This is a genomic window from Photobacterium angustum (assembly GCF_002954615.1).
Lineage (GTDB): Bacteria > Pseudomonadota > Gammaproteobacteria > Enterobacterales > Vibrionaceae > Photobacterium > Photobacterium angustum_A.
This window is the reverse complement of sequence record NZ_MSCJ01000003.1, coordinates 1118856-1132148: the sequence shown is the minus strand read 5'-3', so window position 1 is coordinate 1132148 and position 13293 is coordinate 1118856. Positions and strand designations below refer to the sequence as shown.

Here is a 13293-nt window from a genome sequence, read left to right as displayed (position 1 = left end):
GAAGCGTATTTTTAGTTATTCAACAGTCGTAATTACGCTGTCTTCACTGCTTCTTGGCTTGAGATAAATATTATGATTTATAGGTTTATGAGTAAAATGAATGGTTTTCATTTTTATGATGCATTTTGTGCATGTATTTGATGTGTATGTGCTATAAAAACAATTTTGTTTATTAAAAACAGTATATTAGCTGTTTTTAGGTTAGGGGTGATTTTAGAAGCGTTTTGTGGTGTTTGCGAATTTTAATTCAAAAAAAGTTTAGGCCTATTACATTTTTCTATAATTAGGCCCAGATCCGCTTTCTGGTGGTGTCCAAGAAATGTTTTGAGAAGGGTCTTTTATATCGCAGGCTTTGCACTGTAAACAGTTCCCTGCATTAATTTGAAATTTAGCTTGGTTATTTTCTGTTATTACTTCATATACGCCAGCAGGGCAGTAACGTTGGCTAGGTTCATCAAACGCTTTTAGGTGTTGGCTTATTGGGATTTGAAGATCTTGTAAGTGAAGATGGCAAGGTTGATCGTCTGGGTGGCTAATAGAAGCAAGATAGAGTGAAGATGTTTTATCAAAGCTTAATTGGTTGTCTGGTTTCGGGTAATTTATCTTGTTTGCTTTTGATATAGGCAGTAGGCAAGCATGATCAGGCACGTTGTTATTCAGTTGCCATTTTGCACGACCACTAAATAGGCTTTGTTCTAAATAGGTTGCGATAGCGCCAGTCAGTTGGCCGAATTTATGGATATTTGCGGTCGTATTTCTCGCTTGATGGAGTTCGTCATACAGCCAACTGCTTTCAAAAAGAGCGTTATAGCAAGGCTCGGTATGGGTATGATCTCTAATTAATTCACTGTATACCGCGCTTGCCGCTAACATGCCAGATTTCATTGCAGTATGGCAGCCTTTCAATTTGTTCATATTCAGGGTACCAGCATCACAGCCTATTAATACGCCGCCTTGGAATGACTGTTTGGGGAGAGAGGCTAAACCACCTTTGGTAATAGCTCTTGCACCGTATTCAATTCGTTTTCCGTTTTGAAGAACTTGCGCAAATAGAGGGTGATGCTTTAGCCGTTGAAATTCATCAAACGGGCTAAGGTAGGGGTTACGGTAGTTTAAGTCGGTAATAAGCCCCACTGCGATATGGCTATCATCAAGATGGTACATAAAAGCGCCACCTGTTGAACTTGATTCGCTTAGTGGCCACCCCAAACTATGCACAACTCTTCCTTGTTGATGCTGTTGCTTGGGAACCTGCCAAATTTCTTTTATCCCTAATGCGAAATGTTGCGGTTGTTTGTGCTTATCGAGCTTAAGTTGTTTTATTAGTGCTTTTCCTAAATGCCCTCGACTACCTTCGGCAAAAATAGTGTAACGCGCGTTAATCAGCATACTGGGTTGATAGTTTTCTTTTTTGTTACCTTGTTTGTCTAATCCCATTGCTTTGGTTGTAATCCCCTTTACGGTGCTCATATAAATGGGTAAATCGGCATTATCGCTTGTTACGCTGTCACTCCTTTGGTGTTCAAACTGTATTTTGTCAGCGCAAAAGCCTGGGTAGATTTCGACACCCAATAGTTCGGCTTGTTTTGCTAGCCAACGGCATAACTCACTTAAACTAATAATGTAATGGTCGTGATTTTCAAACACTTTTGGACGTAATAAAGGTGGGATTGAAAATATTGATTGTGAGTTTGTTAACCAATAAAAATCATCATATTTTACTTTGGTGCGGACTGGGCAATCAGTATCTTGCCAGTTTGGTAATAATTCGTTGAGTGCGTGGGGATCAAACAAGGCGCCAGATAAAATATGTCCGCCGATTTCGGCACTTTTTTCTATTACAGCAATAGAGAATGGGCGTTGATGCTCTTTAGCTAATTGAGCAAGCTGGATAGCACTAGCAAGCCCGGCAGGTCCTGCGCCGACTATTAAAACATCAAAAGAGATACTGTCTTGAGCACTTTCTTCCTCTGCCATAGATGACTCCTTTATTGCTTTATTTAACTATAGTTCAGTTGACGTAAACGTAAATTCAACTAGGCTCAAAGAAACAAATACATTCCAGTATTAGCCGTTAAATCAACGACTTCTTATTAGAGGTATGCGATATGGCAGAATCTACAATCCGTATATTAGTGGCGATTAAGCGTGTGGTTGATCCTTATGTAGCGATCCGTGTTAAGGATGATAATAGTGGTATTGACGATCATAATGTGAAGAAAACCATTAATCCTTTTTGTGCAATAGCACTTGAACAAGCCGTACAATTTAAAGAACAAGGAATAGCGTCTGAGGTCGTTGTTGTTTGTATTGGGGATGATAGTTGCAATGAATCATTAAGGACGGCATTAGCACTAGGGGCTGATAGCGCTATTCATATCAATACAAAGCAAACTGAAAGTGACAATGTAACAATTATCACCCCGCTTAAAATAGCCATGCTGTTATCTGTATTAGCGATAGAGAACAAGACTGATGTGGTGTTAATGGGGAAACAGTCTATTGATGGCGATAACAATCAAACACCTCAAATGCTGGCAGGAATATTAGACTGCCCACAAGCGACTTATGCTTCAGAAATTAACTATGACAACCCTTCGATATTAGATGAGCTTATTGTGACCCGTGAAGTCGATGGTGGTCTTGAAACTTTGGCGGTTAAAGTTCCTTGTGTGATTAGCTGTGATTTACGACTTAATACACCCAGATTTGCATCACTTCCAAATATTATGAAAGCGAAAGCTAAACCATTAACGACCATTTCGTTGCAAGACTTTATTAACAAAAATAGCTTGCAGTACCCATCGCTTGAAAATCTGATAAAGACAACATCCCAAACAATACTTCGCTATAACGCGCCAAAACCACGGACAGCAGGGGTTATGGTCGACAATGTCGATGCACTTATTGATAAGTTAAGTCATGAAGTAAAGGTGATCTAATGAAGACAGCAAACGTTTTGATTATCGCAGAGCATGATCATCAGAATATCTCGTTAGCTACACGTAAAGTTGTCACTGCGGCTGCTTCATTACGGCGTTTTAACAGCGATTTAAGTATTCATATTCTTGTGGTTGGTTTTCAATGTGGGTGTGTTGCACAGCAGGCAGCAGAGTTAACCGATATTGATAAGGTGTTATTGGTGGATGATGTTTGTTATCAGCATGGTTTAGCAGAAAACGTCTCTAAGGTTATTAAGGATCTTGCATCGAACTATAGTCATATTTTTATGAGCAGTAGCACATCAGGTAAAGATCTATTACCGCGAGTATCTGCGATGTTGTATATAGAGCAATTATCCGATGTGATGGAATTTACTGGCTTAGATTCTGTAGTTCGTCCGATTTATGCCGGTAACGCAACGGTTGAGGTTAAGTCTTGTGAAGTTCTAATGGTAGCGACGATTCGTGGTGCCAGTTTCGAGCCTTGTGGGTTATCGGAGCAACACACCGAGCAAGAAATGTTAAAGATAGGTCACCCATTAACCCATACCCGATTTGTCAGTATGCAAACAAGTAACCATGAGCGACCAGATCTTACTACTGCACGTGTTGTGGTCGCAGGTGGGCGAGGTGTTGCAAGCAAAGATGGGTTTTTATTGATTGAGCAATTAGCAGACACCTTACATGGCGCGGTTGGCGCTTCTCGAGCAGCCGTGGATGCTGGATTCGTACCTAACGATTACCAAGTAGGGCAAACTGGGAAAATTATAGCTCCAGACCTTTATATTGCCATTGGGATTTCGGGGGCAATTCAACATATTGCCGGGATAAAAGATGCAAAAGTGATTGTTGCTATTAATAGCGATCCTGATGCGAGTATCTTTTCTTATGCCGACTATGGTTTAGTGGGGGACTTATTTGAACTAATACCTCATTTTATTCAACAATGTGAATAAGGTGCTCTGGGATAAAATTCTATGTTTAAGTGTCTAGACTATACCTTTGTATCAATGTTAATTAGTTGTTTGTTTTTATGTTTTGTTTTGTAAAATCACGACAAACAAACATTTATCTTGTGTTTAAGTTCAAATAAATAAAACAAACAATATTAAACTTGTCAGGTGTGTCAAGATTTAGTGTAAAACACTGGTTAATTGGTGATAGCTAGTTTTTACAACTGCCTCGTATTTGCAATATTATTTTTCACTATATTTTGTTGTTTTATTGTTTTGTTTTAATATCAATTGCTTGTCATAAAAAATCCTCAACGAGATTTTATGCTTAATTTGAGTTGCGCATAATTATCCCTTATAACATTTCCTGCATTCATATTTTGAATAGAAATCTGATTAAAAGGAATAATTATGAGAAGAGACTCTAGCACATTACTAGGACACCCTAAGGGGTTGTTCTTATTGTTTGGTACTGAACTATGGGAGCGATTTTGCTTTTATGGCATGCGCGCCATTCTTGTCCTTTATTTAACTTCAAAAACAATGGACGGTGGTTTTGGCTGGACAGCAAAAGATGCGCTAAGTCTTTACGCGACTTATACCGGACTTGTCTACCTTACTCCTTTAATCGGTGGTTGGATTGCCGATAACTTTTTAGGACAACGCCGTTGCGTCATGATAGGTGGTGTGGCAATGGCTGCAGCACAATTTGTACTTGCACTTCCTAACTCGGTTGTTGGGGATTCTGCATTGCATGTTTTTTATGCTGGCTTGACCTTGATGATCATCGGTAATGGTTTATTTAAAGCCAATATCTCCACTATGGTTGGTGATCTTTATGAGGAAGGTGATAACCGTCGTGATGGTGCATTTACCATTTTCTATATGGGTATCAATTTAGGTTCGCTACTTGCTGGTATTATTGCAGGTACAGCTGTAACAATCTGGGGTTATAAAGCAGGCTTTGCAACTGCAGGTATCGGTATCTGTATTGGTTTAACGCTTCAAATGTTATTTGCACGTCGTTACTTGGGTAATATTGGTATTGAAGCTGCGGCTAAACGTGATGCAGCAAAAAACAAATCAGGTAAAAAAGAGCCATTAACAAAAGTTGAACGTGATCGCTTAAAAGTTATCATGGTTATGGGTCTGTTCGTTATTGTCTTTTGGGCTGGCTTTGAACAAGCTGGTGGATTGATGAACATTTACACCCAACAGTATACAGATCGTATTATTGGTAGCTTTACTGTACCAACAGAGTGGTTCCAATCACTTAACCCGTTCTTCATTATTACTTTAGCGCCTGTTATCGCTTCATTATGGGTAAAAATGGGTTCGAAGGAGCCAAGCTCACCAATTAAATTTGCGGCTGCATTGTTCTTCCTAGCAATTGGCTTTCTATTCATGGTGGGAGCAGCGTTAGAACAAGGTGGTGATTTAACAGTAAAAACATCAATGCTATGGCTTGTAGGTGCGTATTTATTCCATACACTGGGTGAACTATGTCTATCACCAATTGGCTTATCGATGGTAACGAAACTTGCACCATTACGATTATGTTCACTACTAATGGGTGTGTGGTTCTCGTTTAACGCATTAGCGAACTATGCGGCGGGTATTATTGGTTCACATATTGGCGATGCCGGTGCGCTATCTATCTTTGGTGGTATCGCAATTGCTGCAACGCTATCAGGTCTTATTCTTATCGTGTTCTCAGGTAAGTTAGTTGACTGGATGCACGGTGCAGAAGGTCAACCAACGACTGCAATGAAAGAAGCGGAAGCTACACTTGCAGAAGCAAATTAAAATTTAAACGATTCATCTCTTCGTTTAGCCCATAGTTAGGAATAGCTATGGGCTTTTTTGTTATATTATTAATTAATTGGTTCTTTCTTGAGCTACTACTTGGGCTGTTAAGGTTAATAGAATTGTAATGTGATATCTTTCTATAACTTACGTAATAATTGTAAATTTGTGGTTAGGTTAATTTTGAATAATGGTTTTCATGTCAACGAATTATCAAATAAATCATGTTAAATTTGATTCTAAAAAAGGTTTATTATCAGATAGTTGCCAACAACATCTTTTGACTTATACAGAGTCACGCTTATTGACACTGTTGCTTGAACGACAAAACGAGATTGTCTCAAAAGAAGAGTTAAAAACCTTTGCTTGGGAGCATACCGTTGTTACAGATTCTTCTTTAACAAAATCTATCGCGAAAATTCGCCAATCTCTTTCTACTTATTTCCCGAATGATGAAATCATTGCAACTGTTCCTCGTGTTGGCTATCGGCTTGACCTTGAACAAACAAGTTTTGCAGAAGATAAACTAGAACATGAAGTCGAGACTTCAACCGTTTTACCTAGCGAAAATAATGTTGGCTATCAAGCTCAAAAATTACCTTTTAAAAAATCATTTTTCATTATAAAGCAAGGGCTTTTAGTTTTATCTATAGCTCTACTCGCATATTCCGCGTTTAATCTATTTCGTAAATTACCAAATGACTATCGTAAATTCTTAAATAATGACTATAGTGCGATTGATATTACGAACAATGGTTTTACTCATAGAATAATAAAACCTAAAAGTTTCATTATTCCCGAAAAGATAAAAACTATACTTGCGGAAAAAAAGTGCAATTGTATTTTTATGATTGATAAAGTTGGTGATCATTACAACTTTTCATATTTTAATAATGATACTAAGTTGGGGGGAAGTTTAATTCTCGATGAAAAACACCTTACGCAAGAGCTCAAGAAAATAGAAATTGAGGAAATATAGTTTGAAAACAATAGTTTTATTTATTTTTTCTGTTTGTGTGTTTTTGTATTCAAATTATGTGACCTTTGACCATTATGGCAAAGACGGTGTATTCATATCTAAACTTCATGTTCACTCTCAATCAAAAGGTATATGGAACTCGTTAATAAAATTGAAATTTGATCATGGTGATTACACGTCAGATATTTATTTAGAGGGAAGTGGTATAGATGACATGGCCATTTTTCGTGATAAAGGCGAAATTTTAAGTTATGTGGACGGGCAGTACACTGTTCACTCTGACTTACAAGTATTACAACAGGCTAAACTTATCAATTTAAAAGAAGCAGAGCTATATACAAGACTACTCTTTGCGTCAAAACAAAACTTTAAACCCACATTTAAAATCATTTATGAAGATAGAAATATTTTTATACTTGAAATAGGTAAAAACAAACAAGTTCAAATGTTTATAAGACAAGATTAGATTTTACTTTAACCAAGTTAACGTTAAATTATTACTCATTAGTGTGTATATAAATATTTATTGCTCAGTTTTCTTTTCAGATGAAGTAAAAATTAAACGATATCTGATTTTAAATAAGTATGAATTATTCAGTATGAAGTATTTAACAGCATTAGTTTAGCAACTAATAAAAGATAACAAGGGGAATCTGTGGCTCTGTCGATAAATTTGGAATCGTGATCGATTATTATCTTATCCCGAATAGTGATAAGTTAACCGCTAAAGCAGTTCTGAACGCATTGTATGGAAAAAACTTAAACAATAATAAAAGGCAATATTACTTGCCTTTATTCATAATGACTAAATATTAATATATGATTTATTTTTTGTCGTTTTACAGTGACCATGACGACACTTGGTCTTTTTCAAAACCTTATTACCAATTTACTATTTCTTTTTTTGTTGTTTTACAGTGACCATGATAGCACTTGGTCTTTTTCACAACCTTATTACCCCAACGATTATATTTAACTACTTTTCTTACATGACCGTGATGTGAAATTTCTACTCTCTTATATGGTCTGGCACTTGAAAGTGGTGCACAACCCATTAAAGAAATTGAGAAAATAGCTAATAATAATGTCTTTTTCATATATATATTAAATCCTATTTTATTTTTTACCCGTATTACATTGACCATGATGACACTTGGTCTTTTTTACAACTTTATCACCCCAGCGATTGTACTTAACTACTTTTTATACATACTCGTGAGGTGAAGTTACCACTCTCTTAACAACTCTAGGCATTTGAAACTGTTGAACAACCAATCCGTGTTGTGAAGTTACCACTCTCTTAACAACTCTTGCATTTGAAACTGTTGAACAACCAATTAACGCAATTAAGGAAATAGCTAATAATAATGTCTTTTTCATATTTATACTAAGTTCTATTTTTTAAAATTTAACTTTGATTATTTTAATTTTTACTGACTCTGATAAACGTAATTTAGGATTCGTTAAAAAATCAAAGTAGATAAATGAACCTATTGTTCTCTTAGTGTTACTAGAAAATAAAACGAATATATGAAGAGCTCACGTTAACGATTCATTTAGTCAAAGGTGCTACGATTTATTTAGAGGGGGAGGCCATTAGATTCCTTTCTAATGGCCTTTAAGAGCTGGCTCGTTATTTATTTTTAAAAATGGTAAGAAACACTTGTTAAGAAGGTTCCTTCACCAGAATTCTTAGTTTTTGTACGATCACCGTAGTAATTATTTTGATCTTTCCATGAGTAACCTAATTCAGTACCGATTGTCCACTGGTCAATATTATATTCAATACCTGTTTGTAGACCATAGATCATGCCATCCAAATGTTTATTATATTTTGGACGATCTTTATCAGATAATTTACCTGTATCCTTAGTTTTGCCATACCACTGATATCCTAAGTGAGTACCTCCTGTAATATTAATATTGTTTGTTAGATTGTAAACATAATCATATTGCAATTTTAATGTATCTACACCGTTTTTAGCTGCTGAAATCGAATCAAAATGCTTTTTATTAACTGCTTCTTTCAGTTTTTGCTCGCTGTGGTTGTAGCCTAGTGTAACTCGGTGATGATCATCAATCGTAACACCGCCATGAATACCATAAACTGGTGCAGCTTTAGTTTTCTGATTTAGCGTATATCGATCGGTTTTCTTCGACTGTTTCGCACCGAAATTTACACCAGCATCTACACCAGCAAAATAATCTACCTTTGCTTCAGCATGGGCAGCTGTGACTGCAAAAGTTGAAACTAGGATTGCCACAGGGGTTAGAATTTTTTTCATTCTTATTCACTCGTATTTATTAAAATAACATGTCCCAAAATCAGCAGTTACTGTAAAGGATTCGGAAAAGTAACCAGTGTCTTTGGAACGAGAGCTAGATTAATGCGGAATGATTAGAATGCTAAGTGAATAGAAAAGATAAGTAAGGAATAATGATAAAGCAATTAAAATCAGATGGTTATATTATTATTTTTTGTTTTTTTTAGGTTTTTTCCTCGCTAAAATTGGCGACAATCATCTTTTAATAGAAAACGGTAGTGATGTTAAATACCAACTACCGTGTTAACGGTTAAATTTTCCTGATTTTAATAATCATCCAACTGGTTAGAAGAAAACTACAAAAAGGTAATGCGACCCATACACCGTTAACGCCAAAAATATGCGCGAACGTAAAGATGAAGATAGAGATAAGGATTAACTTTCCACCAGTTAATATCGACGCTTCTTTTGCCATGTTAATTGATTGGAAATAGGTCGCACCAATGAGTAATAACCCTTCGAAAGGTAATCCCCAGAAATAAAGGTGCATACCGTTTATAGCAACAGGTTGAAGCAGTTGATTATCACCTGCGAATAAATACACGACATAATCGGGTAAACTATAGAGGATTGTGACGCCAATAAGCGCGACAGCAAGAGTAACGGCAAAAGCAAGGTTTCGTGCTTTGATCACACGATCTTTTAAACCTGCACCTGTATTAAAACTCGTGATCGGTTGTGTGCCTAATGCAATGCCTTCGAAAATTAAATAGAAGAAAGCCTCCGTATAGCTCACGATGCCGTAGGCTGCGACATGAATCGGTTTACCGACCATCAAGAAAGCTTTGTTGTGTAAAATCAGTACGACAGAAAGGTACATGTACATGAGTAAACTTGATGTTCCGAGTTTTAATATTTGTAAGCAGGTATCAAGTTTAAGTTTTAGGCTGTCCCAATGAATTCGTAGTGTCGATTTATCGCTAAAGAAATGTTGTAAACACAATATACTGGTGGCAGCTTGAGATAGCATTGTGGCAATAGCTGCGCCTGTTAATCCCCAGGGGATCACCACAATAAATAGCCAGTCTAAGAAGATATTCAGCAGACCACCGAAAATCATGATGTATGTTACACGTTTGGGTTGTCCATCATTACGTAATAGTGATGAAAATGCCATTGAGATGATGGCAAAGAAACCCATACTGAAGTACCAGAAGAGGTAATCTTCAGCCATAGATAGGATTCTTCCCTCAGCGCCAACCCATTGCAGTATATCTGTGCCAAATGTGATTCCTAATCCACAAATAATCATTGCAGCAATTAGGCATAAGCTGAATGCGTTCCCAACAATTTTTCTAGCTTCGTCTGTTTTATCTTCCCCCAGTTTTATCGAAACTAATGCCGATGCACCCATACCAATAAGTGCACCTATGGCGTAAAGAATAGATCCAATGGGATAGCCAAGTATGATTGCTGCGAGTCCGTCTTCACCAATAAAGTGACCAACAAACATACCATCGACAGCAACATAAATGCCGGTAACCAACATAGCAGCGATAGTTGGGAGTGTATAACGCCAGAATAAACGAAAAATAGAATCATCACGTAATGATAACGGTTGAGATGAGGAGACAGACATAAGAACATTCCGTGTATGGTGATAGGAGATATCACACTAAAAACCGTTTAAGTTACATCATACTTATTCGGTTAGATTAAAAATTTGGCGCATTTTCAATCGGAATGGTGAGTTAGTCAATCTTATAAATTGCAGTTAAGAAGATATAACGTAAAACAGGGGATTGATTATTATGACGAACAAAAGGATGTTTAATCGACATGCTGCCATTTATTAAATGAAAGCGTTGTTTTACCGATTCAGTAAAACTGCTCTCACTGTATTGAAGCTTTATTCCTGTTGCAGCATATTCAAGATGATTTTCAGGTAATTCACCAAGCCACCAAGCGGGGAGTTCCTTACTCGCTTTACTGCGATCAAACCAGTGATCTGCAATCACCATTAGGTAGTGTTCACCATTAGTAGAAAAGTTACGTTGTACTTGCTCAATGGTACTAAGTAATGCATCTCTACGGGCTTTATTGGCACTAATGAAGTGATGAGCAATCACCCAGATATATGAGTGTTCGTGCTGTAAGCAGTAGATAGCTTGCGATGTATGTTGGCTTTTGTCTATGTGAGTAATTTTGAGGGGTGCGTTTTGTTGTGCACAATTAGTTGCAATACGGCGGCAAAGCGTTTTAGCTAAATGATCTTCTTGCATGCCTCGGCTATGAATCGTTGGGTAGTGTTGCTCACATAGCAACATGCAATCATGAGCAAATTCCTCAACGCTCGTTGCTAAAATATCACTGAACAAATGAATGGCCTTCATGAAATAACATATACAACAACTAAAGATGCAAGAAGTTTATCGTAGCATAAAATTCTGCAATGTCATGTAATACTTGAAGTTTTAATGATATATAGAGAGTAGATAAAAAAAGACCTGTACCAATTGGGATTTAGGTACAGGTTACTAGACAGTGAAAAGCATTCACTAAAATTAATAGGTGTTGTGTGGATTAATTTGATGTCGTCGTTTTCTGACCTCTGTTGACACCAATATGAGCTAATCCACGTCTAAATTTGTCTCTGCGACTTAATAAAAGCAAGCTTGCAATAACGATATAGATGACTGGCTCAGTAATACCAGATTTGACAGACCATAAATAATGAATTGGGCTCAATATTAAAGCAAGGTATACCCAGTTATGAAGTTTTTGCCAGCGTGCTCCCAGTATACGTTGTAACTTCTGAGTAGAAGTCAAAGTCAATAATAATAAAATTAGCCAGCTAATTGCGCCAATAGCTAAATACGGACGTTGAGTGATTTCCTCACCGACTAAAGCCCAGTCAAATCCTAAGTCAAGCGAGACATAAACACTCAAGTGTAGCAATGCCCAAAAAAAGCTATATAAGCCCAATACTCTCCGTGTTTTTACCAAAGCCCCTTGTTTTAAGTACATAGCAATAGGGCTAATAAGCATAGTAATGAATAATGTATTCAATGCCGCTTTTCCTGTGAAGTGCTCAATGTCCTTAACTGGATCGGCACCAAAACCACCATTGAATGTTTGGAGAACTAATACAATAAGAAAGAATAAGCTAACGGCGTGAATTATTACTTTCAGATAAGTAATATGTTTAGGGTTTAGCTTTAAAAAACGCTTCTTTCTTTGAGATTTCATTATTAGTAGTTCCTTTTTAGATCCATACCTTTATACAAGCTCGCAACAGCATCCGCATATCCGTTAAACATGGTGGTAGGCTGACGTCGACTACTGAATATATTACCTTCTCCTATAAAACGTTCACTTGCTTGACTCCAACGAGGATGATCGACTGTTGGGTTTACATTGGCATAAAAGCCATATTCATCTGACGCTAACATGTTCCATGTTGTTGGTGGTTGTTTGTCCGTTAACGTAATACGTACAATCGATTTAATGCTTTTGAAGCCATATTTCCAAGGTACAACTAAACGGAGTGGAGCGCCATTCTGTGGCGGGAGAGTCTGACCATATAACCCAACAGATAAGAGTGTAAGAGGGTGTAGCGCTTCATCAAGGCGTAATCCTTCCACATACGGATAATCAATACCGCCTCCTAATGAGCGAGATGCTTGTCCTGGCATTTGCTTTGGATCATAGAGGGTCTGAAACGCGACATATTTCGCGCGACTAGTAGGATCGGCACGTTTAATAATATCGCTTAAGCTAAAACCAATCCATGGAACATTCATAGACCATGCTTCGACACAACGTAGCCTGTAAATGCGCTCTTCTAATGGAAACAAAGAAAATAAGTCATCATAGTTAAGCGTTAAAGGCTTATTAACAAGACCGTCAATCTTTACTTGCCATGGATCGGTAACAAAATTTTCAGCTCGAATAGCAGGTGATGATTTATCCGTACCAAACTCATAAAAGTTATTATATTGAGTGATCTTATTTTCTGGTGTAAGTGAAAGCTTTGGATCAGATAACGGTGATCTTATTGTAGAAAGTGGACGACGGTTATCGATTGTTTTCTGATCGTCATTTGAGAACACATCAAAAATACCCGCCGTTGCATTAGAGGCTAACGGAAGACTTGCTGCTGCAATACCCAACTTTTTTAAAATATCGCGGCGTTGATGATAAATGGACTCTGGCGTGACATCATTTTCACTTAAATCCCATTTGTTTGTTCTCTTAATTAGCATAACGTTCCCTACAAAAAATGGCTTAAATTAGTAGACCTGATAAAAGCTGTAAAAATTTCATACGATACAAATTATTTGAAATCT

At 37.1% G+C, this 13293-nt stretch carries 12 protein-coding genes; 5 read left to right on the top strand and 7 right to left on the bottom strand.

Annotation, left to right across the window (positions count from 1 at the left end; all coding sequences use genetic code 11):
* Window positions 1-267 precede the first annotated feature (267 nt).
* Window positions 268-1977: an electron transfer flavoprotein-ubiquinone oxidoreductase gene (locus BTO08_RS19820; protein WP_105062302.1), complete on the bottom strand. Its 1710-nt coding sequence runs from the start codon at window positions 1975-1977 to the stop codon at window positions 268-270.
* A 131-nt stretch (window positions 1978-2108) separates the two neighbouring features.
* Between BTO08_RS19820 and BTO08_RS19815 the strand changes: the two genes are divergently transcribed.
* The 5 genes from BTO08_RS19815 to BTO08_RS19795 all read left to right on the top strand — a co-directional run bounded on the left by BTO08_RS19815 (window position 2109) and on the right by BTO08_RS19795 (window position 7146).
* On the top strand, window positions 2109-2942 hold the full coding sequence (locus BTO08_RS19815) for an electron transfer flavoprotein subunit beta/FixA family protein (protein ID WP_105062301.1): 834 nt from the start codon (window positions 2109-2111) through the stop codon (window positions 2940-2942).
* Window positions 2942-3898 carry an electron transfer flavoprotein subunit alpha/FixB family protein gene (locus tag BTO08_RS19810; protein ID WP_105062300.1) on the top strand — a complete coding sequence of 319 codons (957 nt, stop codon included), beginning with the start codon at window positions 2942-2944 and terminating at the stop codon, window positions 3896-3898. The genes BTO08_RS19815 and BTO08_RS19810 overlap by 1 nt, the downstream gene beginning before the upstream one ends.
* Window positions 3899-4306: 408 nt before the next feature.
* A complete protein-coding gene (locus BTO08_RS19805; RefSeq protein WP_105062299.1) occupies window positions 4307-5701 on the top strand; it encodes a peptide MFS transporter in 1395 nt (464 codons plus the stop codon).
* Between the two features lie 199 nt (window positions 5702-5900).
* Entirely contained in the window at window positions 5901-6680 is a 780-nt protein-coding gene (locus tag BTO08_RS19800) for a winged helix-turn-helix domain-containing protein (RefSeq protein ID WP_198038512.1), read from the top strand.
* 1 nt (window position 6681) lies between these two features.
* Window positions 6682-7146: a hypothetical protein gene (locus tag BTO08_RS19795; RefSeq protein WP_105062297.1), complete on the top strand. Its 465-nt coding sequence runs from the start codon at window positions 6682-6684 to the stop codon at window positions 7144-7146.
* 415 nt (window positions 7147-7561) lie between these two features.
* Here the strand turns inward: BTO08_RS19795 and BTO08_RS19790 are convergent, their stop codons facing one another.
* From BTO08_RS19790 to msrP, 6 genes are all read right to left on the bottom strand, one after another.
* The gene (locus BTO08_RS19790) at window positions 7562-7777 is read right to left on the bottom strand and encodes a hypothetical protein (RefSeq protein ID WP_146108450.1); all 216 of its coding nucleotides are present in this window, start codon (window positions 7775-7777) and stop codon (window positions 7562-7564) included.
* A gap of 546 nt (window positions 7778-8323) precedes the next feature.
* A complete protein-coding gene (locus tag BTO08_RS19785; RefSeq protein WP_105062295.1) occupies window positions 8324-8965 on the bottom strand; it encodes an outer membrane beta-barrel protein in 642 nt (213 codons plus the stop codon).
* A gap of 289 nt (window positions 8966-9254) precedes the next feature.
* Complete coding sequence (locus BTO08_RS19780; protein WP_105062294.1) at window positions 9255-10583, bottom strand: MATE family efflux transporter; 1329 nt, start codon at window positions 10581-10583, stop codon at window positions 9255-9257.
* Between the two features lie 112 nt (window positions 10584-10695).
* The gene (locus tag BTO08_RS19775) at window positions 10696-11337 is read right to left on the bottom strand and encodes a hypothetical protein (protein ID WP_242446310.1); all 642 of its coding nucleotides are present in this window, start codon (window positions 11335-11337) and stop codon (window positions 10696-10698) included.
* A 190-nt stretch (window positions 11338-11527) separates the two neighbouring features.
* Window positions 11528-12193, bottom strand: a complete 666-nt coding sequence (gene msrQ / locus BTO08_RS19770; RefSeq protein WP_105062293.1) for a protein-methionine-sulfoxide reductase heme-binding subunit MsrQ — start codon at window positions 12191-12193, stop codon at window positions 11528-11530.
* A 2-nt stretch (window positions 12194-12195) separates the two neighbouring features.
* Window positions 12196-13209, bottom strand: coding sequence for a protein-methionine-sulfoxide reductase catalytic subunit MsrP (msrP, locus tag BTO08_RS19765; protein WP_105062292.1), 1014 nt, complete (start codon window positions 13207-13209; stop codon window positions 12196-12198).
* Window positions 13210-13293 lie beyond the last annotated feature (84 nt).